Source organism: Pseudomonas marginalis, from assembly GCF_024169655.1.
Classification (GTDB): domain Bacteria; phylum Pseudomonadota; class Gammaproteobacteria; order Pseudomonadales; family Pseudomonadaceae; genus Aquipseudomonas; species Aquipseudomonas paraveronii.
Window position 1 is genome coordinate 1,610,265 of sequence record NZ_JALJWV010000001.1, and the last position, 21,737, is coordinate 1,632,001.

Here is a 21,737-nt window from a genome sequence, read left to right on the forward strand (position 1 = left end):
GCCGGTAACTCTGTGTGTTCCACGCCGGGTATTCATCCAGGCGTTTTGACTATTCGTTCATGGCTGCCGCAAGCCTAGCCGGATATCCGGATCTGTACAGCCTTTTTCAACATCGTGTTCATTATTGATTTTGTGAATAATTGAATATTGGCGAAGCGTGGGCCGCGGGTTGGGGTTCTGAAATGACTGGAAAGTCGCGTTTTTCCTAGCGCTTTCGAGCGATTGACAATTGCCCGGAATTGGATGAAGGTGGCGTACCCAAATCAAACGGGCGTATGAATTGAGCGTTTGTCTGTCAGATGTCTCATACAGAATCCCGACTATCGCATTGGCGGGTGTGCCTGGCGCATTGGGGTGAGCATTGACGAAATTTTCAATGTCCATCCAGAGGCCAGCGTCCAATGTGTACTGTTCAGCTTCCATATCGTGGAGATCAGTTGATGATTTACGAAGGTAAAGCCATCACGGTTAAGGCTCTTGAAAGTGGCATCGTCGAACTGAAATTCGACCTCAAGGGTGAGTCCGTCAACAAGTTCAACCGTCTAACCCTGAACGAACTGCGTCAGGCCGTAGACGCCATCAAAGCAGATGCTTCGGTCAAGGGCGTGATCGTCTCCAGCGGCAAGGACGTGTTTATCGTCGGCGCCGACATCACCGAATTCGTCGAGAGCTTCAAGCTGCCCGATGCCGAGCTGGTGGCTGGCAACCTCGAAGCCAACAAGATTTTCAGCGATTTCGAAGACCTCAGCGTGCCGACCGTTGCCGCGATCAACGGCATCGCGCTGGGCGGCGGCCTGGAAATGTGCCTGGCCGCGGATTTCCGCGTCATGTCGGCCACTGCGAAAATCGGCCTGCCGGAAGTCAAGTTGGGCATCTACCCAGGCTTTGGCGGCACCGTGCGCCTGCCGCGCATCATCGGTGCCGATAACGCCATCGAGTGGATCGCCGCCGGTAAGGAAAACAAGGCTGAAGACGCGCTGAAAGTCGGTGCTGTCGATGCCGTGGTTGCTCCGGACAAACTGGCCGAAGCGGCACTGAACCTGATCAAGGGCGCCATCAACGGCGAATTTGACTACAAGGCCAAGCGTCAGCCGAAGCTGGAAAAACTCAAGCTCAACGCTATCGAACAAATGATGGCGTTCGAAACCGCCAAAGGTTTCGTGGCAGGCCAGGCCGGCCCGAACTACCCGGCACCGGTTGAAGCGATCAAGACCATCCAGAAAGCCGCGAACTTCGGTCGCGACAAAGCCCTGGAAGTGGAAGCGGCGGGTTTCGTCAAACTGGCCAAGACCTCTGCTGCCCGGAGCCTGATTGGCTTGTTCCTGAACGATCAGGAACTGAAGAAAAAGGCCAAGGCCTACGATGAAGTCGCCAAAGACGTGAAACAGGCCGCCGTACTTGGCGCCGGTATCATGGGCGGCGGTATTGCCTATCAGTCGGCGTCCAAAGGCACGCCGATCCTGATGAAAGACATCAACGAGCACGGCATCGAGCAAGGCCTGGCGGAAGCGGCCAAGCTGCTGGTGGGTCGCGTTGATAAAGGTCGTATGACCGCTGCGAAAATGGCTGAAGTGCTTAACGGCATTCGTCCTACGCTGTCCTACGGCGATTTCGGCCACGTCGACCTGGTGGTCGAAGCGGTTGTCGAAAACCCGAAGGTCAAGCAAGCGGTGCTGGCTGAAGTGGAAGCCCAGGTCAAAGACGACACTATCCTGGCGTCCAACACCTCGACCATTTCCATCACGCTGCTGGCCAAGGCCCTCAAGCGTCCGGAAAACTTCGTCGGCATGCACTTCTTCAACCCGGTACACATGATGCCGCTGGTGGAAGTGATCCGTGGCGAGAAGTCCAGCGAGCTGGCCGTCGCCACCACCGTTGCCTACGCCAAGAAAATGGGCAAGAACCCGATCGTGGTCAACGACTGCCCGGGCTTCCTGGTCAACCGCGTGCTGTTCCCGTACTTCGGCGGTTTCGCCAAGCTGGTCAGCGCTGGCGTGGACTTTGTGCGTATCGACAAGGTCATGGAAAAATTCGGCTGGCCCATGGGCCCGGCGTACCTGATGGACGTGGTCGGCATCGACACCGGCCACCATGGCCGCGACGTGATGGCTGAAGGCTTCCCGGACCGCATGAAAGACGACCGCCGCTCGGCGATCGACGCGCTCTACGAGGCCAAGCGCCTGGGCCAGAAAAACGGCAAGGGTTTCTACGCCTACGAGACCGACAAGAAGGGCAAGCAGAAGAAAGTGGCCGACCCGTCGGTTCACGAAGTACTCGCGCCGGTCATCTACGAGCAGCGTGAGGTGTCCGACGAGGACATCATCAACTGGATGATGATCGCCCTGTGCCTGGAAACCGTGCGTTGCCTGGAAGACGGCATCGTTGAAACCGCCGCCGAAGCCGACATGGGCCTGGTGTACGGTATTGGTTTCCCTCCATTCCGTGGCGGTGCGCTGCGTTACATCGACTCGATCGGTGTGGCCGAGTTCGTTGCCCTGGCTGATCAATACGCTGATTTGGGCCCGCTGTACCACCCGACCGCGAAGCTGCGTGAGATGGCCAAGAATGGCCAGAGCTTCTTCGGTTAAGCGTCCCATACACTTGAGCGAGAATATTTATGAGCTTGAATCCAAGAGACGTCGTGATTGTCGACTTCGGTCGCACGCCGATGGGCCGCTCCAAGGGCGGCATGCACCGCAACACCCGCGCCGAAGACATGTCGGCGCACCTGATCAGCAAATTGCTGGAGCGTAACGTCAAGGTCGACCCGAACGAAGTCGAAGACGTGATCTGGGGCTGTGTCAACCAGACCCTGGAGCAGGGCTGGAACATCGCCCGCATGGCCTCGTTGCTGACCCAGATCCCGCACACTGCGGCCGCCCAGACGGTCAGCCGCCTGTGTGGCTCGTCGATGAGCGCACTGCACACGGCCGCCCAGGCGATCATGACCGGCAACGGTGATGTATTCGTGATCGGTGGCGTGGAGCACATGGGCCACGTCAGCATGATGCACGGCGTCGACCCTAACCCGCACATGTCGCTGTACGCGGCAAAAGCCTCGGGCATGATGGGCCTCACCGCAGAAATGCTCGGCAAGATGCACGGCATTACCCGTGAAGCCCAGGACGCGTTCGGCGTGCGCTCCCACCAACTCGCCCACAAGGCGACCGTGGAAGGCAAGTTCAAGGATGAAATCATCCCGATGAACGGCTACGACGAGAACGGTTTCCTGAAACTGTTCGACTACGACGAAACCATTCGTCCGGACACCACCCTGGAAAGCCTGGCCGCCTTGAAACCGGCGTTCAATCCAAAGGGCGGCACCGTGACAGCGGGTACTTCGTCGCAAATCACCGACGGTGCCTCGTGCATGATCGTGATGTCGGCGCAGCGTGCCCAGGACCTGGGGATCCAGCCGATGGCGGTGATTCGTTCGATGGCCGTTGCGGGTGTGGACCCGGCGATCATGGGCTATGGTCCAGTACCGGCTACACAAAAAGCCTTGAAGCGCGCAGGTCTGACCATCGCCGATATCGACTTCTTCGAGCTCAACGAAGCGTTCGCCGCACAGGCCCTGCCAGTGCTGAAAGATTTGAAAGTGCTCGACAAGATGAACGAGAAGGTTAACCTGCACGGCGGCGCGATTGCCCTGGGCCACCCGTTCGGTTGCTCCGGTGCGCGTATCTCCGGCACTTTGCTCAACGTGATGAAGCAAAATGGCGGCAACCTTGGGGTTGCAACCATGTGCATTGGTCTCGGCCAAGGCATTTCCACCGTCTTCGAACGCCTCTAAGCGTTTAGTTGACGGAAGCCGGGGCCCAGTGCCCCGGTTTTTGTTTTTCGGTAGGTTTATTATTTTTTTTTAACAAATTTTGTAAGGCGGCCAGAGCATGAAAGTCGAACCAGGGCTCTACCAACATTATAAAGGTCCGCAGTACCGCGTTTTTAATGTGGCGCGGCACTCCGAGACCGAAGAAGAAGTGGTGTTCTACCAAGCACTGTATGGCGATTACGGCTTTTGGGTGCGCCCTTTGAGCATGTTCCTCGAATCCGTCGAAGTTGACGGCGAACAGGTCCCGCGCTTTGCTTTGGTACAGGCCGAACCCAGTCTTTTTTCAGGGCAATAACGGCAGGCCGCGCAGAATGCTGCGCTTGACCTCACCCGGTTGCCACTATATATAGCGTTGCCGCGTCAGGCGCCAACTGCCTTTCACTTCTCGAATTCAGGAATTTTCCGATCCATGGGCAAATCGCTGGTCATTGTGGAATCCCCGGCTAAGGCCAAGACCATCAACAAGTACTTGGGCAACGAGTACGTGGTGAAGTCGAGTATCGGCCATATCCGAGACCTGCCCACCAGCGGTTCGGCTAGCGCCAGCAAGGAGCCAGCCGCCAAGCGCGGCAAGGCGGCTGCGGGCGAAGGTCCGGTACTCACGCCTAAAGAGAAAGCGCGCAAGCAACTGGTCTCGCGCATGGGTGTGGACCCGGAACATGGCTGGAAGGCCAAGTACGAAATCCTTCCGGGCAAGGAAAAGGTCATCGAAGAGCTGCGCCGGCTCGCCAAAGATGCCGACACCATCTATCTCGCAACGGACTTGGACCGCGAAGGGGAAGCCATTGCCTGGCACCTGCGGGAAGCCATCGGCGGCGATGACAGCCGCTACAAGCGTGTGGTGTTCAACGAAATCACCAAGAAAGCCATCCAGGAAGCCTTCTCCAAGCCGGGCGAACTGGATATCGACCGTGTCAACGCCCAGCAGGCCCGGCGTTTCCTCGACCGCGTCGTGGGTTACATGGTTTCGCCACTGCTGTGGGCCAAAATTGCCCGTGGCCTGTCCGCCGGCCGTGTGCAATCGGTAGCGGTCAAGCTGGTGGTAGAGCGTGAACGTGAAATTCGTGCGTTCAACCCCGAAGAGTATTGGGAAGTCCACGCGGACCTCGGTACCGCCAAGGGCAACAATGTGCGTTTCGAAGTGGCCCGTGAGAAAGGCGAGGCCTTCAAGCCGCTGAACGAAACCCAGGCCATGGCTGCGCTGGAGAAGCTCAAGTCTTCCAGCTACAGCATCGTCAAGCGCGAAGACAAACCGACCAGCAGCAAGCCGTCGGCGCCGTTCATCACGTCCACCCTGCAACAGGCCGCCAGTAACCGCCTGGGCTTCGGCGTGAAGAAAACCATGATGATGGCCCAGCGTCTGTACGAAGCCGGCTACATCACCTATATGCGTACCGACTCCACCAACCTGTCGCAAGACGCGGTGGCGATGGCGCGCACTTATATTGAAAGCGAGTTCGGCAAGAAGTACCTGCCGGAAAACCCGAACGTCTACAGCAGCAAAGAAGGCGCCCAAGAGGCTCACGAAGCGATTCGTCCTTCCGACGCCAACACCGAGCCGAGTAAGCTGACCGGCATGGAGCGTGACGCTGAGCGTCTCTACGAGCTCATCTGGCGCCAGTTCCTGGCCTGCCAGATGCTGCCGGCGCAATACCTGTCCACCACCGTCAGTGTGGGCGCAGGCGACTTCGAGCTGCGTGCCAAAGGCCGTATCCTCAAGTTCGACGGCTACACTCGCGTGATGCCGCAAATCGCCAAGCCAGGCGACGACGATGTGCTGCCGGACATGGCCCAGGGCGACACGTTGAAGCTGATCAAGCTCGACCCGTCCCAGCATTTCACCAAGCCGCCGGCGCGTTATTCGGAAGCCAGCCTTGTGAAGGAAATGGAGAAACGCGGTATCGGTCGTCCTTCGACCTATGCGGCGATCATTTCCACCATCCAGGACCGTGGCTACGTGGCGCTGCACAACCGTCGTTTCTATTCGGAAAAGATGGGCGACATCGTCACCGAGCGTCTGTCCGAGAGTTTCTCCAACCTGATGGACTACGGCTTCACTGCCGGCATGGAAGAGAACCTCGACGACGTGGCCCACGGCGAGCGCGACTGGAAGAACGTACTCGACGAGTTCTACGGCGACTTCAAGAAGAAGCTCGAAGTGGCCGAAAGCCCGGACAGCGGCATGCGTGCCAACCAGCCGGTGATGACCGACATCCCGTGCCTGACCTGCGGCCGGCCGATGCAGATTCGTACCGCGTCCACCGGCGTATTCCTCGGTTGCTCGGGCTACAGCCTGCCGCCGAAAGAACGCTGCAAGGCCACCGTCAACCTGGTGCCGGGCGATGAAATCGCCGCCGACGACGAGGGTGAATCCGAATCGCTGGTCCTGCGTGGCAAGCACCGTTGCCCGATCTGCAGCACGGCGATGGATGCCTACCTGTTGGACGAGAAGCACAAGTTGCACATCTGCGGTAACAACCCGGATTGCGACGGCTACGAGATCGAAGAGGGCAGCTACCGCATCAAGGGCTACGAAGGCCCGAGCCTGGAATGTGACAAGTGCGGCAGCGAGATGCAGCTCAAGACCGGCCGTTTCGGCAAGTTCTTCGGTTGCACCAACCCGACGTGCAAGAACACCCGCAAACTGCTGAAAAGCGGTGATGCGGCACCACCGAAGATGGACCCGGTGAAGATGCCCGAGCTCAAGTGCGAGAAGGTCAACGACACCTACATCCTGCGTGATGGCGCTTCGGGGCTGTTCCTGGCTGCCAGCCAGTTCCCGAAAAACCGCGAGACCCGTGCGCCGTTGGTGCTGGAGATCGTGCCGCACAAGGATGAGATCGATCCGAAGTACCACTTCCTGTGTGAAGCGCCGAAGAAGGACCCGGACGGTCGCCCGGCCGTGATCCGCTACAGCCGCAAGACCAAGGAACAGTACGTTCAGTCCGAAGTGGACGGTAAACCTACTGGTTGGAAGGCGTTCTACGACGGCGGCAAGTGGAAGGTCGAGGACAAGCGCCAGGGCGCTTGATCGGTTAATCTGATAACGCTAAAAGCCGTCTGCATAGACGGCTTTTGCTTGCTGTAGGAGCGAGCTTGCTCGCGAAGGTCGTTAACGATTACGCGAAAAACCTGATGCCCCACGGCGCTCCCGGTTTTTTCGCGGGCAAGCCCGCTCCTGCATACCAGCATCACGCCTATTCGTTGTGGAGATTGCCGTCATGGCCAACGAACTCTATACCCGTACCAATCAGAAAATTTACTTTGCGGGTTTGTCCCTGGAAGCCCTTGGCCGCGCCGAGGCAGGGAAGGAGATGAACGCCATCGCGCTGGTCCAGGCGGGACGTGAGGCGGCCTTGTTTCATCTCTACGGTGCCTTGCTGGGGTTGTGTCATGAAATCGCCGGGTTCTACCGTTTACCCCAGGCCGGTTCGCCGCGTGCGGAAATGATCATGAATCGCGAAGTGCTGGACGCCATGGCGATCCCTGAGCTCGCCGAGCTGGTGGAAATGGCGCAAAGCCCCGACAGTTGGGTAGCGCGCCTGCTCAAAGCGCATGCCGATATGTTCCAGCCGCCACGTGTTCCTCATGTCCCCAAGGGCGATGTGACCCAGCCGTTGATCGTGGCGCTGGCGCTGGAAGAGGATGAACCGAAGCCGTTGAGCCGCGAAGAGCTAGAAGGCTGGCGCCAAGAGCTGAAAAAGATGGCGCTGCGTTTTCGCGAAGGTTTGAACGAGTGCTGAGCTAAGTTATCTGCCAATTGCTCTGGGCAATGTGGGAGCAGGCAAACCAGCTCCCACCGCAGCAGCGGTGATCCAACGGACACCATTCATCCAGCCGTAAAGAAACCTCGCCAGATCCTCTGCGAGGCCCGGCAGATGACTGATATAATCCCGGCCTTTCGTGGAGAATAGACTTTTATGCCGACGTCCTTTCTGGAAATTGTTGAATTGCCTGACGGCCGAATCGAGCTGCGCCGGGCTGAGGACGAGGGTTCTCTGGTTATCTTGGACTTTTCCGAGGACGCCAAGGCATTCCTGCAAGGCCAGCACGTGGAAGTGGCTAAAGCCATGTTGAGCGTTGGTGTGCAGATGGCTGGCCGCTTGGCGGAAGGCGAACCGGAGAAGGACGACGGTCCACGGGTTCTGCACTGAGTCTCGCTGGTCGCTTTTTTGGCTGTATGTTGCAGATCGGCTTCTCAGCCTGAAGAAGCCTCGCGTCGATCGCGGGCACTGACCAAGGTCAGCTAGCCGCGAGTCTGACTGTTGCATTTACCCCAAACGAATATTCAAGCTCTGTGCATCGCCAGTGCGCGCGGCACTGATCAACTGCTGCTTGGCGTTGGCATTCAGCGGGTTCAACCAGCTCACCACTGTATGGCTGCGGCCCAGGCGCAGGGCTTCGCAGGTCAACTGTTGCGCGCTTTGCGCTCCGCGTGGTTGTAGCAACAGGATGCGCTCTCGGTTGAGACCGGCGTCCCGCAGCCAGGCTTGGGTCAGGCTGGCGGGCGGGGCGATCAGCGTCAACCAGCGTGCGTCCTGTTCCTCGCTCAGTTCGCGCAGGATCGGCGCCAGCAGGCTCAGGCAGCTCCCGGCCGCACCGCGCAACGACAGTTCACTGAACGCCTCAGGCTCGGCGCTCCAGGGCGCCTCGACCGTTTCCTTGAGGATGGGCGCAAGGGGTTGGGCCATAAAGGCCTCGAACAGCGACAGTTGTGTGTGTTGGGGTGTGTGCACGAGCTGCATGATGCCTCCTTTAGCGGCGAATGACGCCGACACTCAGGCCTTCGATCACCAGGTCCTGGTCTTTCAGGTTGACTTCTATCGGGGCGAACTCAGGGTTCTCGGCCAGGAGCCAGACCTTGCTGCCTTCGCGCTTGAAGCGTTTGACGGTGACTTCGTCACCGATACGGGCGACGACGATCTGGCCGTTACGGGCTTCGCGAGTGGTGTGGACGGCCAGCAGGTCGCCGTCGAAAATGCCCACGTCCTTCATGCTCATGCCATGCACCCGCAACAGGTAGTCGGCGCGAGGATGGAAGAAGGTCGGGTTGATGTTGCAGGACTCCTCGACGTGCTGCTGCGCCAGGATCGGCGCACCGGCAGCGACGCGACCGATGATCGGCAGGGTCGATTCGTCGGCCTTGGCTTCGAAACCGGGGATGCGAATGCCCCGCGAAGCGCCCGGGGTCATCTCGATCGCGCCTTTGCGAGCGAGGGCCTTGAGGTGTTCTTCGGCGGCGTTGGGGGATTTGAACCCCAGCTCCAGCGCAATTTCCGCACGCGTCGGCGGATAGCCGTTGTCGTCGAGGCAGCGCTTGATAAAAGCCAGAATCTCAGCTTGGCGTGGCGTCAGTTTTAGCATGTTGATCGCTCTGTCTTTTTATACAGTGACTGGGATTATATACAGTGGACTGCGCTTGGCAATCATCCTTTTTTGCGCGTCCGCTGGACGGTCATTCGTCAGCCCTCCTACAACGCAAAGACAGCGCTGCCTACAGAGTTGAAAGGATGTGATTAAATAGCCTTCAAATAGATGACTGCCCAGCCGGAAAGCGAACCCGCAGGCTTGACAAGACACAACCTGAAACGTATGTTTCAAACAAGTGTTTGTCAGGCGGAGTAGCCATGGCCCAGTCGGAAACCGTTGAACGCATTCTCGATGCTGCCGAGCAATTGTTCGCGGAAAAAGGATTTGCTGAAACCTCATTGCGGCTGATCACCAGCAAGGCCGGGGTCAACCTCGCCGCCGTGAACTACCATTTCGGCTCAAAAAAAGCCCTGATCCAGGCGGTGTTCTCGCGTTTCCTGGGGCCGTTCTGCGCCAGTCTCGACCGTGAGCTCGAACGCCGCCAGGCCAAGGCCGACCATAAGCCGAGCCTGGAAGAACTGCTGGAAATCCTCGTTGAGCAAGCGCTGGTGGTGCAGCCCCGCAGCGGCAACGACCTGTCGATCTTCATGCGCCTGTTGGGCCTGGCGTTCAGCCAGAGCCAAGGCCACCTGCGCCGCTACCTGGAAGACATGTACGGCAAGGTATTCCGCCGCTATATGTTGCTGGTCAACGAAGCCGCCCCGCGCATTCCGCCGATCGAATTGTTCTGGCGCGTACATTTCATGCTCGGCGCGGCGGCATTCAGCATGTCCGGGATCAAAGCGTTGCGGGCAATTGCCGAGACTGACTTTGGCGTCAACACCTCCATCGAACAGGTGATGCGCCTGATGGTGCCGTTCCTCGCTGCGGGCATGCGCGCCGAAACCGGCGTGACCGACCAGGCCATGGCCGCCGCGCAATTGCGTCCGCGCAGCAAATCCACGCCAATCCCCGCGAAGGTTTGACCGCCCCGGGTGTGCGCGGCCGCTGGCATCCGCTAAGCTAGCCACCCATGCCGAATTCAGCTATTGACTCGCAACCCGTTGTTCTCGCCGCCCCCGTCGCGCCGCGAGAGCAACGGGTTGTGTGCGTTATTTAAGGAAGGTTTATGACTGCTGCCCTGCAAGGTTCTTTGATGGTCGACGTTGCCGGCACCTGGCTGACGGCCGAGGATCGCCACCTGTTGCGCCAGCCTGAGGTGGGCGGCCTGATCATTTTTGCACGCAATATCGAGCATCCGCGCCAGGTGCGGGAATTGAGCGCGGCGATTCGTGCCGTGCGCCCGGACCTGCTGCTGGCGGTCGACCAGGAAGGCGGTCGCGTGCAGCGCTTGCGCCAGGGCTTTGTGCGTCTGCCGGCCATGCGCGCGCTGGCGGGTCACCCCAATGCCGAATACCTCGCCGAACAGTGTGGCTGGATCATGGCCACTGAAGTCCTGGCCGTTGGCCTGGACCTGAGCTTCGCCCCCGTGCTGGACCTGGACTACCAGCGCAGCGCGGTGGTCGGCAGCCGTTCCTTCGAGGGCGACCCCGAGCGCGCCGCAGTGCTTGCCGGTGCGTTTATCCGCGGCATGAACAGCGCCGGCATGGCCGCCACCGGCAAGCATTTCCCGGGGCACGGTTGGGCTGAGGCCGATTCCCACGTTGCGATTCCCAATGACGAACGCAGCCTGGAACAGATTCGCGCCAATGACTTGGTGCCTTTCGCACGCCTGAGTCAGCAATTGGCGGCGGTGATGCCGGCACACGTCATTTACCCGCAAGTCGACGCCCAGCCTGCCGGTTTCTCGCGCCGCTGGTTGCAGGACATCCTGCGCGGCGAGCTGCAGTTTGACGGGGTGATTTTCAGCGACGACCTGTCCATGGCCGGTGCCCATGTGGTCGGGGATGCGGCCAGCCGTATTGAAGCCGCACTGACGGCGGGGTGCGACATGGGCCTGGTGTGCAATGATCGGGCGGCTGCCGAACTGGCGCTGAGTGCGGCCCAGCGCATGAAGGTCATGCCATCGGCGCGGATTGCGCGGATGCGTGGGCAAGCGATTGCGTCGACGGACTATAAGCAAGATCCGCGTTGGCTGGTGGCGCTCAGGGCACTGCGCGAGGCGCAGTTGATCGATTAAGACGGCGGCGCGCCTATCGCGGGCAGGCCCGCGATAGGCGATCTAACCGTCAGCGCTTTTCTTGCTTATTGGGCAACGGCGCAAACAGCGCCTCGATATCCTCGTTGCCCAACTGCCAATCCCCGGTGGTCCGCCCGTCCAGCACGCCTGCTGCCAGGTCGGACTTTTCCTTCTGCAGGTGCTGGATTTTCTCCTCCACCGTGCCCCGCGCAATCATCTTGTAGACGAATACCGGCTTTTCCTGGCCGATGCGATACGCACGGTCAGTGGCCTGGTTTTCCGTGGCCGGGTTCCACCACGGGTCATAGTGGATCACGGTGTCGGCTTCGGTCAGGTTCAGGCCCACGCCACCTGCCTTCAGGCTGATCAGAAAGATCTGCAGCTTGCCGCTCTGGAAGTCCTTCACCGGCGTGCGCCGATCGCGGGTCTGGCCGGTCAGCAGCGCGTAGGCGACGCCGCGTTTTTTCAGCTCGACTTCAATCAAGCTCAGCATCGAGGTGAACTGGGAAAACAACAGAATCCGGCGCCCTTCGGCAAACAGTTCTTCGAGCATCTCCATCAAGCTGTCGAGCTTGCCCGAGCTGCTGCCGCGCGCCGGTAGGGTGGCATCGTTGACCAGGCGCAAGTCGCAGCACACCTGGCGCAACTTGAGCAGCGCTTCAAGAATGATGATCTGGCTGCGCGCCACGCCTTTGCGGGTGATCTCGTCGCGGACTTTTTTGTCCATGGCCAGGCGCATGGTTTCGTACACGTCGCGCTGAGCCTCATTGAGCTCGACCCAGTGGATGATCTCGGTTTTCGGCGGTAATTCCGTCGCCACCTGTTCCTTGGTACGGCGCAGCAGGAACGGTTTGATCCGACCGTTCAGGTGCTGCAATCGTACATCGCTGGCGCGTTTTTCAATGGGCACGCGGTAGTCGCGGTTGAAGCTTTTCACGTCGCCCAACCAGCCCGGCAGCAGGAAGTGGAACAGCGACCACAGCTCGCCCAGGTGGTTTTCCAGCGGCGTGCCGCTCAGGCACAGGCGCTGCCGTGCGTTGAGCTCACGCGCCGCCTGGGCCGCCTTGCTCGAAGGGTTCTTGATGTACTGCGCTTCGTCGAGGATCAGCACATGCAAGGGCAGGGCGGTGAGCTGCTCGATGTCTTTGGGCAGCAACGCATACGTGGTCAGCAGCAGGTCGTAGTCCTGCAAGTTCGCGAAGTGTTTTTTGCGCGTGGCGCCATACAGCGCCAGGACCTTGAGTTGCGGCGTGAAGTGCGCGGCTTCGTCGAGCCAGTTGGGAATCAGGCTGGTGGGCATCACCACCATGCACGGGCGGTCCAGGCGCCCGGCGATCTTTTCGCTGAGAATATGCGCCAGGGTCTGTAGGGTTTTGCCCAGGCCCATGTCGTCCGCAAGAATGCCGCCCACATCCAGTTGGCGCAGTGACTGCATCCAGCTCAAGCCCTCCAGCTGATAGGGGCGCAAGGTCGCGTTCAAGCCCTCGGGCGCGACGCAGGTGAAATCCTTGATGTCGCGCAGGCGCTGGGCGAAGTTGCGGATCTTCTCGCCGCCTTCCCATTGCAGGGGCAGGTCTTCCAGCGGGTTGAGGCGGATCGCGTCGGCTTTGGCCAGGCGCAACGTGGTGGTGCCGGGTTCCTGCAGGTAAAACTCGCCGAGGGTGGCCAGTACGGGTTTCAAGCGGCCGTAGGGCAGTGCCACTTGCAGCGGGCCATGGCCGCCGTTGGGCAGGCCGGGGATGTTGACCAGGATCAGTTCGTCATCGCGGCGCCGCGCGAGTTTTTCCGGGTTGAGGATCTCGGTGTGCGAACGCATCAGGTTGAGCAGGATCGGCAACAGGCTCAGGCGCTCACCGTTGACGATGATCCCCAGTTCCAGATCGAACCAGTCACGCTCCGGCCCTTCGTCGACGGTGGCATACCAGTCGTCCACCGGGCTCAGGTCGAAGCCGAAGTCGTCGTCGATCTGCAACTCCCAGCCTTCTGCCCGCAGTGTCGGCGATGCGTTGAGGGTGAAGTTCAGCCAGGCGCTGTCGTTGACCATCTCGAACAGCTCGCCGGCACTTTCCGGCAGCGCTTTGCTCTGGCGCGTGGCGATCTTGAAGCCGAGCAGGCGCAGTTGCTCGCGATAGCGTTGTTCCTGCTCGGGGTGCCGCTTGATTCGCAGGCTCTGGGTTTCCTGGCGGACGATGATGTCGGCGTTCTTTTGCCCGCTGACGTAGTTGCCCAGATAATTGAACGACAGCGCCGCACGGTGCTGGATATAGCGCTGCATCTTGCCGTTGCGCGGCTCGAACGCGCTGAACTCGACACTCGCCAGCCACAAGCGCGGCACGGGCAGCACATCGTCCATCACCACTTGCGGCAACACCACGCGGTTGTCCAGCACGGCCTGGAGTTTTTCCAGCAGTTCGGCGTCCTGGGCCGCCGCCGGGTAGGCCAGGGTTTCCTGGACCTTGAGCAGCACCGCCGCGATGTGTTTGCAGTTGGTGTGTACCGGGCAGGTACAGCGGCTGTCCACCAGGATCAGCGTGCCCTTGGCCGATTCGCGCAACGAGATGGTCTGCCGGTAGACGTTGCTGCCCGAGCCTTCGCAACTGGCGATGATGGTGCTGTCGCCCGACTCGACGATGCGCACGCGGTTTTCCAGGGCATAGCGCCGCCCGCGCTCCAGGCTTTGTTCTTTAAAGCGATTGGCCCACGAAGGGGCCAAGGGCTTGGTCAGCGGCGACGTCAGGGGCATGGCGCTGGATCAGTCCTGAAGGTCGGTGGGCGGTGCGCTGGGCTGCTTGGCGGTCAACGAAGTGATCTTGATCAGCAGCGCGAGGTGGCCGCCATCCAGGTAGTTGAGCTGGTTGTTCTTGGTGCGCACGTCTTTCTGCGCGAGGTGCTCGCTGGCGATGACGCTGCCGTTGCCGTCAAACTGGTTGATCCAGAAGTCGGCGTCGATATCGGTAAAACGGCCCAGTTGCAGGTTCAGCACGCCCTCGATGGGAAACTGGCCGAACTGCTCCTGGCCGTCGGTGATCGCGATCTTGACCGGTTGCTCGCCGAGGTTCTGTTCCCAGGCCTTGTGTGCGAGCACGGTGTAGTTGGCGTCTGCGCGAAGTTTGTCGACGATCGTGCCCAGGCGCGGCGGGCTCTTTCTGTCGCCCAGGCGCGTGGCGCCGGCATCCCAGTCTTCCGGTGCGGCGCGGCTGTTGATCACCGGCTCCATGTTCTGGCGCACCAGAACCATTTCCACTTGGTACAGGCTGTCGGCAAACGCCGAGGGTGCGAGTACCACTAATAACAAGCTCAGAATGCGGAACACGCGCATTGGGGCGTCCTTCAAGCAGATTTCGGGATGAGGCGCTCAAACAGCGCCTCCAAGGTATTGAAACGTTCTTCGGCGCGTTCCATCGGCACCATGAACTTGAACAGCGTAGCCCCTTCGAACTTGTAACGGTTGGGCTGGCCCTGGATCAGCTTGATCAGCACCAGCGGGTCCACTGGCGTCTGCGCTTCGAACTCGATGCGCCCGCCCTGCGGCCCGGCGTCGACCTTCTTGATGCCCAGTTGCTCAGCCTGCAATTTGAGCAGGGTCAGGCGCACCAGGTTCTTGGTCGGTTCCGGCAACAGGCCGAAGCGGTCGATCATCTCTACTTGCAAGTCCTTGAGGCCTTCTTCGTCGGTGGCCGAGGCGATGCGTTTGTACAGGATCAGCCGTGCGTGGACGTCCGGCAGGTAGTCTTCGGGAATCAACGCCGGCAAGCGCAAGTTGATCTCCGGGCCGCCGCCCAGCGGTTGGTCGAGGTTCGGTTGCTCGCCCTTGCGGATGGCTTTCACCGCACGTTCGAGCATTTCCATATACAGGGTGAAGCCCACGGCCTGGATCTGCCCGCTCTGGCCGTCGCCGAGCAGTTCGCCGGCGCCACGGATTTCCAGGTCGTTGGTGGCCAGCACAAAGCCGGCGCCCAGGTCCTGGGTGTTGGCGATGGCTTCCAGGCGTTTTTCCGCGTCGCCGGTGATTTGCTGGCGCGGTGGCGTCAGCAGGTAGGCGTAGGCCTGGTGGTGACTGCGTCCGACGCGGCCGCGCAGTTGATGCAGTTGCGCCAGGCCGAACTTGTCGGCGCGCTCGATGATGATGGTGTTGGCGCTTGGCACGTCGATGCCGGTCTCGATGATGGTCGAGGCGATCAGTACGTTGAAGCGCTTGTGGTAGAAGTCGCTCATCACCTGTTCGAGGTCGCGCTCGCGCATCTGCCCGTGGCCGATGGCGATGCGCGCTTCCGGCACCAATGCAGCGAGGTCGGCGGCGCATTTCTCGATGGTCTTCACGTCGTTGTGCAGGTAATACACCTGCCCGCCGCGCAGCAATTCGCGCAGCAGCGCTTCCTTGACCGTGCTGTTGTTCTGCTCCATCACGAAGGTGCGCACCGACAGGCGCCGCGCCGGCGGGGTGGCGATGATCGACAGGTCGCGCATGCCCGACACCGCCATGTTCAGCGTGCGCGGAATCGGCGTGGCGGTGAGGGTCAGAATGTCGACTTCGCTGCGCAGGGCCTTGAGCTGTTCTTTCTGGCGCACCCCGAAGCGGTGTTCTTCGTCGATGATCACCAGGCCCAGGTTCTTGATCTTCACATCGTCCGACAGCAGCTTGTGCGTGCCGATCACGATGTCGATCTTGCCCTCCGCCAGGTCGGCGACGGCGGCATTCACTTCCTTGGCGGACTTGAAGCGGCTCATCACTTCCACGGTCACCGGCCAGTCGGCAAAGCGGTCACGGAAGCTGTTGTAGTGCTGCTGGGCGAGCAGGGTGGTCGGCACCAGGATCGCCACTTGCTTGCCGCCATGCACCGCGATGAAGGCTGCGCGCATCGCCACTTCGGTCTTGCCGAAGCCCACGTCGCCGCACACCAGGCGGTCCATCGGCTTGGGCGCGAGCATGTCGGCGCGCACGGCGTCGATGGTGGTTTGCTGGTCCGGGGTTTCTTCGAAGGCGAAGCCGGCACTAAAAGTGGCGTAGTCGGCTTTCGGGTCGGCGAAGGCGTAACCTTCGCGCGCTGCACGCCGGGCATAAATGTCGAGCAGTTCGGCGGCGACGTCGCGCACCTGTTCGGCGGCCTTGCGCTTGGCTTTCTGCCAGGTCTCGGAACCGAGGCGGTGCAACGGCGCCAGGGCATCGTCGCTGCCGGTGTAGCGGGCGATCAGGTGCAGGTTGGCCACCGGCACATACAGCTTGGCGCCTTCGGCGTATTCCATGGTGAGGAATTCGGCGGCCTGGTTGTCGATTTCCAGGGTTTGCAGGCCGAGGTAGCGGCCGACGCCGTGGTCGATATGCACCACTGGCGCGCCTTCGCGCAACTCGGTGAGGTTTTTGATCACCGCGTCGTTGTTGGCGTCGGCGCGTTTATCGCGGCGACGACGCTGCATCACCCGTTGACCGAACAGCGGGCTTTCGGCGATCAGCGCCAGGGCCGGATCGTCCAGCTGCAGGCCTTCATTCAGCGGCGCGATGGTGATCGCCAGGCGCTCTTTGCTGGCGATGAAGTCCGGCCAACTGTCGACGGTTTTCGGGCGCAGCTTCAGGCGTTCCAGCAGCTCCAGCAGCACTTCGCGGCGCCCGGCCGATTCGGCGGTAAACAGCACGCGACCGGGGAAATCGCCGAGGAAGTTGGACAGCGCTTCGAGCGGTTGGCTGGCCTTGGCTTCAATCGCCAGGTTCGGCAGGTTTTGCGCCGGGAAGCGCGCGCGGCCCGTGCCGGCGTCCACATCCTCTTGGCTGACGACCACGCGCGGCCAGTTTTTCAGGCGGGCGAAGCAGTCTTCCACCGGCAGGAACAGTTCGGCGGGCGGTAATAAAGGTCGGGATGGATCGACGCGACGCTCTTCATAGCGGTTGCGCACGTCGTTCCAGAAGTTTTCCGCCGCTTGCTCGATGCCCGGCAGCGAGAACACCTGGGTGTCCTGGGGCAGGTAGTCGAACAGGGTGGAGGTTTCGTCGAAGAACAGCGGCAGGTAGTACTCGATACCGGCGGGGGTAATCCCGCTGCTCAAGTCCTGGAAGATCGGGCAGCGCCGGAAGTCCACGTCGAAGCGCTCGCGAAAGCGCGCCTTGAAGCGTGTCACCGCGTCTTTTTGCAGCGGGAACTCCCGCGCCGGCAGCAGTTTGATCGACTCGACCTTGTCGATGGAGCGCTGGTTTTCCGGATCGAAGGTGCGCAGGGTCTCGATTTCGTCGTCGAACAGGTCGATGCGGTACGGCAACTTGCTGCCCATCGGGAACAGGTCGATCAGCGCGCCGCGCACCGCGAATTCGCCGTGCTCATAGACCGTGTCGACGCAGCGGTAGCCGCTGGCTTCCAGGCGCGTGCGCATTTGCTCGACGTCGAGCTTCTGGCCGATATCCAGCACCAGGCTGCTGCCCAGCAGGAACTTGGTCGGCGCCAGGCGATGCAGCGCCGTGGTGATCGGCACCACCAACACGCCGTGGGCCAGTTCCGGCAGGCGGTACAGGCTGGCGATGCGCTGGGAAATGATGTCCTGGTGCGGCGAGAACAGGTCGTAGGGCAGGGTTTCCCAGTCGGGAAAGTGCAGCACCGGCAAATCGGGGGCGAAGAAGCTCAGCTCCTGCTCCAGCCGTTCGGCGCTTTGGCTGTCGGCGGTAAGCAGCAGGGTAAAGCGCTTGGCTGCGCTGGCAGCCTCGGCGATGGCCAGGCTCAGGGCGGCACCGGGCAAGTTACCCCAGTGCTGTTTACCTGCCGCGGCAGGGAGTAGCGGTAGACGCAGAACGGGCACGGAAGGTTGAGCTCCAAGCGTTGCGACAAAGTCGGTAATTGTAACGGCCCGAGGTGCCGCCTGTCAGTTGCTGACTGAGCCTATTACGGTTTGTGGGAAATGTAGTGGCTAAGACAAACAATGGCGTGTTTTGACTCAATATGTAGTGCTGAAATGCACATAGTTTTCGGAGGGTTACGGACAAGTCGCCCCGCCTGCTCCACTAGTGGCCTTCTGGAACCCGCGTATTTACTGGGCTGCAGCGGGGTGGCTTTTTTGGATGAGGGCTTTTTGTTGTGGGACGCGCATTGCTCCTGGGGCGGCCTGGCGGCATAATGTAGCCCCTTTTTTCAGCCCCTACATGTGGAAGGTTCCCGTGACTCAGAAGCCCGACCAGTGTCTTGGTGAATGGATCGACCGTGAAGCACTCGCTGAAGCGATGATCCCGCTTATCGGTCAGCTGTACCGCAATAACAATGTGGTGAGCTCGATCTATGGCCGCAGCCTGATCAACCAATCAGTCATCGCGATTCTCAAGGCGCATCGCTTTGCTCGCCATCGTTCTGCCAACGACAGCGAACTCTCCGTCCACGAAACATTCCCTCTGCTCAAAGCCATGAGCGAGCTCAAGCTCGGCGCGGCCTCGGTAGACCTGGGCAAGTTGGCCGCCAAATTCCGCGCCCAAGCCAGCGGCCGTTCCGTCGAGCAGTTCGTGCGTGAAGAATTGGCCGACGTGGTGGGCAAGCAGAACGCTTCCGCCCGCAAAGGCACTGACGTTGTGCTTTACGGCTTCGGTCGTATCGGCCGCTTGCTGGCACGCATCCTGATCGGCAAAACCGGTGGCGGCGACGGCTTGCGCCTGCGCGCCATCGTGGTGCGCAAAGGCGCCGAGAACGACCTGGCCAAGCGCGCGAGCCTCTTGCGTCGCGACTCGGTACACGGTCCGTTCAACGGCACCATCGTCATCGACGAAGAAAACAACACCATCACCGCCAACGGTAACCTGATCCAGGTGATCTACGCGAAGAACCCGACTGAGGTGGATTACACCCAGTACGGCATCAAGGACGCCCTGCTGGTGGATAACACCGGCGTATGGCGCGATGCCGAAGGCCTGGGCCAGCACCTGACCTGCCCGGGTATTGCCCGCGTTGTCCTGACTGCGCCTGGTAAAGGCAAGCTGAAGAACATCGTTCACGGCATCAACCACGCGGAAATCACCGCTGACGACAAGATCGTGTCTGCCGCTTCCTGCACCACCAACGCCATCGTGCCGGTGCTGAAGGCCGTCAATGACAAGTTCGGCATCGTCAACGGCCACGTCGAAACCGTTCACTCGTACACCAACGACCAGAACCTGATCGACAACTTCCACAAGGGCGATCGCCGTGGCCGCAGCGCCGCGTTGAACATGGTGATCACCGAGACCGGTGCTGCCACCGCTGCCGCCAAGGCCCTGCCTGAGCTGGCCGGCAAGCTGACCGGTAACGCGATCCGCGTGCCGACGCCTAACGTGTCGATGGCGATTCTCAACCTGAACCTTGAGAAAGCCGCTACCCGTGAAGAGATGAATGAGTACCTGCGCTACATGGCGCTGCACTCCGATCTGCATAAGCAAATCGACTTCGTCAACTCGCAGGAAGTGGTTTCCACCGACTTCGTTGGCTCGCGCCACGCCGGCGTGGTGGACGCGGAAGCGACCATTTCCCAGGACAACCGCGTTGTGCTGTACGTGTGGTACGACAACGAGTTCGGCTACAGCTGCCAGGTCGTTCGCGTGATGGAAGACATGGCTGGGGTCAACCCGCCTGCATTCCCGCGCTAAGCGTTCAGGTTGAATGAAAAAGCCCCGACTGGTTCGGGGCTTTTTTCTGGCTGGGGATTTATGTTGTTTGCGCCGGCTTCATCGCGGGCAAGCCCGCTCCCACAGGGGCGTCAGGCGGTACGCTGTCAAATGTGGGAGCGGGCTTGCCCGCGATAGCGCTGGATCAGTCGCCGCCTTTGCCGCGGCCCCGACACCCTCAATCCAGCAACTCGTCACGCAAACTATCGGACAGCCCCTTCGGCGCCAGCCAGAGGCCCAGGTACGCCCTCGCCAGTTCCTCATCGCGACTGCTGAACACCACCTGGCCATTGATCTCCAGATTCAGGCCGCGTCCTGGACGAAAATCCAGGGCGTAGCGATCACCGTTGCGGATGTTGCGAAAACGCCCATGCAGTTGCGCAAGCTCTGGTTTCAGGCGGGCGCTGGTCTGCTGGCGTTCAAGGGTGGTGTTCGCGGCTTTAATCACATCGTTGCGGTCGATATCGCGAAAGTAATACAGCACCAGGCGCAGGTCTTTTTGCCGATCCCAGGACTGCTTCGCGCTGACCTCGGCCGGGGCATACAGCGCCGCTGCATACACATCCGCCCAGAGGTAAGTCAGCAGCGCTTGGTTTTTCAGCGCCAACTGCTGGGATTGCGCCGGGAAATTCGCCTGGGTGAGACGATCCACCTCATTGGCGAATGCCGGCACCGAGAACATCAGCCATAAACAGACAACCGCATGCCGCATAATGGTGGGTCCTGCCAAGGTGTGTGCCTACAGGTTAATTCAATTTTCGACGGCGATTAGGTTTATGAGCAACCTGCGACAGATAGCGATGGTGTGCGGTTTTGCGGCGCTGGCCGGCTGTGGCGGCGATACGTTGGAGCAGTTTGGTGGCCCGACCATGGGCAGCACCTATTCAATTCAGTATGTCAGAAGCTCGACGGCACCCGCGCCGAAAGAGCTCCAACGCCAGGTGGAAAATATCCTGGGCGACGTCGACCGACAGATGTCGACCTACCGCAGCGACTCCGATATCGAACGTTTCAATAACCTGCCGGCCAACAGTTGCCAGCCGATGCCGGCGCCGGTTCTGCAACTGGTGCGTACTGGCGAGCAACTGTCCGAGGCCAGCGCGGGTGCGTTTGACCTGACGGTGGAACCGCTGCTGAACCTGTGGGGGTTCGGGCCCCAGGCCCGGCAACTCAGGGTGCCGGACGCCGCGACGCTGGCGCAGGTGCGTCAGCGGGTCGGTCACCAGCATCTGCGTATCGACGGCGAGCAACTGTGCAAGGACGCCGCCGTCGAAGTCGATTTCAACAGCATTGCTGCCGGTTACGCGGTGGATCGCATCGCCGAACTGTTGACCGGCCTGGGTATCCACCACTACCTCGCCGAAGCCACCGGCGAACTCAAGGCTGCCGGTCACAAACCTGACGGTTCGCCCTGGCGCGTGGCGTTGGAAGAACCCCGTGACGATCAACGGGTCGCCGAAAGAGTCATCAACGTCGACGGCTTTGGTGTGTCCACATCGGGTGACTATCGTAATTATTTCCAGCAGGATGGTCGGCGCTATTCCCACACCCTGGATGCGCGGACCGGTGCGCCGATTACCCATCAACTGGCATCGGTGACGGTGTTGCATCCGTCGGCGCTGATGGCCGATGGGGTGTCGACGTTGCTGTTGATCCTTGGGCCGGAGCAAGGCTGGGATTACGCTGAGCAGCACCAGATCGCTGCGTTTTTTGTGCTGCGCGAGGGTGATGCTTTCGTCACACGCAGTAATCAGGCGTTCGAGCAACTGACTGCGGTGAAACCGTAATCCGCGCCGTGTAGTAAAGGCAAAACT

Annotated in this window: 17 protein-coding genes; 10 read left to right on the forward strand and 7 right to left on the reverse strand. The window is 60.7% G+C overall.

Annotated elements, in window-relative coordinates; genetic code table 11:
• Positions 1 to 57: 57 nt before the first annotated feature.
• A complete protein-coding gene (locus tag J2Y83_RS07225) occupies positions 58 to 423 on the reverse strand; it encodes a hypothetical protein (protein WP_253394118.1) in 366 nt (121 codons plus the stop codon).
• A gap of 17 nt (positions 424 to 440) precedes the next feature.
• Here J2Y83_RS07225 and fadB point away from each other — a divergent pair, with 17 nt between their 5' ends.
• From fadB to J2Y83_RS07255, 6 genes are all read left to right on the forward strand, one after another.
• Entirely contained in the window at positions 441 to 2,588 is a 2,148-nt protein-coding gene (gene fadB / locus J2Y83_RS07230) for a fatty acid oxidation complex subunit alpha FadB (RefSeq protein WP_253394120.1), read from the forward strand.
• A 29-nt stretch (positions 2,589 to 2,617) separates the two neighbouring features.
• Positions 2,618 to 3,793: an acetyl-CoA C-acyltransferase FadA gene (gene fadA, locus J2Y83_RS07235; protein ID WP_253394122.1), complete on the forward strand. Its 1,176-nt coding sequence runs from the start codon at positions 2,618 to 2,620 to the stop codon at positions 3,791 to 3,793.
• Between the two features lie 97 nt (positions 3,794 to 3,890).
• On the forward strand, positions 3,891 to 4,127 hold the full coding sequence (locus J2Y83_RS07240) for a DUF1653 domain-containing protein (protein WP_010563748.1): 237 nt from the start codon (positions 3,891 to 3,893) through the stop codon (positions 4,125 to 4,127).
• A gap of 114 nt (positions 4,128 to 4,241) precedes the next feature.
• Complete coding sequence (gene topA, locus J2Y83_RS07245) at positions 4,242 to 6,863, forward strand: type I DNA topoisomerase (protein WP_247402001.1); 2,622 nt, start codon at positions 4,242 to 4,244, stop codon at positions 6,861 to 6,863.
• A gap of 190 nt (positions 6,864 to 7,053) precedes the next feature.
• A complete protein-coding gene (locus J2Y83_RS07250; RefSeq protein WP_253394124.1) occupies positions 7,054 to 7,575 on the forward strand; it encodes a DUF6586 family protein in 522 nt (173 codons plus the stop codon).
• A gap of 177 nt (positions 7,576 to 7,752) precedes the next feature.
• Positions 7,753 to 7,986 carry a hypothetical protein gene (locus J2Y83_RS07255; protein WP_053255041.1) on the forward strand — a complete coding sequence of 78 codons (234 nt, stop codon included), beginning with the start codon at positions 7,753 to 7,755 and terminating at the stop codon, positions 7,984 to 7,986.
• Between the two features lie 117 nt (positions 7,987 to 8,103).
• Here the strand turns inward: J2Y83_RS07255 and sulA are convergent, their stop codons facing one another.
• Together sulA and lexA are read right to left on the reverse strand one after the other, a co-directional pair.
• On the reverse strand, positions 8,104 to 8,577 hold the full coding sequence (gene sulA, locus J2Y83_RS07260; RefSeq protein WP_253394126.1) for an SOS-induced cell division inhibitor SulA: 474 nt from the start codon (positions 8,575 to 8,577) through the stop codon (positions 8,104 to 8,106).
• Positions 8,578 to 8,587: 10 nt separating this feature from the next.
• The gene (lexA, locus tag J2Y83_RS07265) at positions 8,588 to 9,196 is read right to left on the reverse strand and encodes a transcriptional repressor LexA (RefSeq protein ID WP_003172575.1); all 609 of its coding nucleotides are present in this window, start codon (positions 9,194 to 9,196) and stop codon (positions 8,588 to 8,590) included.
• A gap of 263 nt (positions 9,197 to 9,459) precedes the next feature.
• On the opposite strand from lexA, the gene J2Y83_RS07270 reads away from it, so the two are divergent.
• Entirely contained in the window at positions 9,460 to 10,167 is a 708-nt protein-coding gene (locus J2Y83_RS07270) for a TetR/AcrR family transcriptional regulator (RefSeq protein ID WP_253394130.1), read from the forward strand.
• Positions 10,168 to 10,310: 143 nt separating this feature from the next.
• Positions 10,311 to 11,321 carry a beta-N-acetylhexosaminidase gene (gene nagZ / locus J2Y83_RS07275; protein ID WP_253394131.1) on the forward strand — a complete coding sequence of 337 codons (1,011 nt, stop codon included), beginning with the start codon at positions 10,311 to 10,313 and terminating at the stop codon, positions 11,319 to 11,321.
• A 49-nt stretch (positions 11,322 to 11,370) separates the two neighbouring features.
• On the opposite strand, the gene J2Y83_RS07280 is transcribed toward nagZ, so the two are convergent.
• The 3 genes from J2Y83_RS07280 to mfd are packed head-to-tail and all read right to left on the reverse strand — an operon-like array spanning position 11,371 to position 18,101.
• Positions 11,371 to 14,064, reverse strand: a complete 2,694-nt coding sequence (locus J2Y83_RS07280; RefSeq protein ID WP_253394132.1) for a DEAD/DEAH box helicase — start codon at positions 14,062 to 14,064, stop codon at positions 11,371 to 11,373.
• 9 nt (positions 14,065 to 14,073) lie between these two features.
• The gene (locus J2Y83_RS07285) at positions 14,074 to 14,640 is read right to left on the reverse strand and encodes a CsiV family protein (protein ID WP_253394133.1); all 567 of its coding nucleotides are present in this window, start codon (positions 14,638 to 14,640) and stop codon (positions 14,074 to 14,076) included.
• An 11-nt stretch (positions 14,641 to 14,651) separates the two neighbouring features.
• Positions 14,652 to 18,101 carry a transcription-repair coupling factor gene (mfd, locus tag J2Y83_RS07290; protein WP_253394134.1) on the reverse strand — a complete coding sequence of 1,150 codons (3,450 nt, stop codon included), beginning with the start codon at positions 18,099 to 18,101 and terminating at the stop codon, positions 14,652 to 14,654.
• A gap of 340 nt (positions 18,102 to 18,441) precedes the next feature.
• Between mfd and J2Y83_RS07295 the strand changes: the two genes are divergently transcribed.
• The gene (locus J2Y83_RS07295) at positions 18,442 to 19,905 is read left to right on the forward strand and encodes a glyceraldehyde-3-phosphate dehydrogenase (RefSeq protein ID WP_253394135.1); all 1,464 of its coding nucleotides are present in this window, start codon (positions 18,442 to 18,444) and stop codon (positions 19,903 to 19,905) included.
• 196 nt (positions 19,906 to 20,101) lie between these two features.
• On the opposite strand, the gene J2Y83_RS07300 is transcribed toward J2Y83_RS07295, so the two are convergent.
• Positions 20,102 to 20,635 carry a chalcone isomerase family protein gene (locus J2Y83_RS07300; protein ID WP_253394137.1) on the reverse strand — a complete coding sequence of 178 codons (534 nt, stop codon included), beginning with the start codon at positions 20,633 to 20,635 and terminating at the stop codon, positions 20,102 to 20,104.
• Between the two features lie 64 nt (positions 20,636 to 20,699).
• Here J2Y83_RS07300 and J2Y83_RS07305 point away from each other — a divergent pair, with 64 nt between their 5' ends.
• Positions 20,700 to 21,710 carry an FAD:protein FMN transferase gene (locus tag J2Y83_RS07305; protein WP_253394138.1) on the forward strand — a complete coding sequence of 337 codons (1,011 nt, stop codon included), beginning with the start codon at positions 20,700 to 20,702 and terminating at the stop codon, positions 21,708 to 21,710.
• Positions 21,711 to 21,737 lie beyond the last annotated feature (27 nt).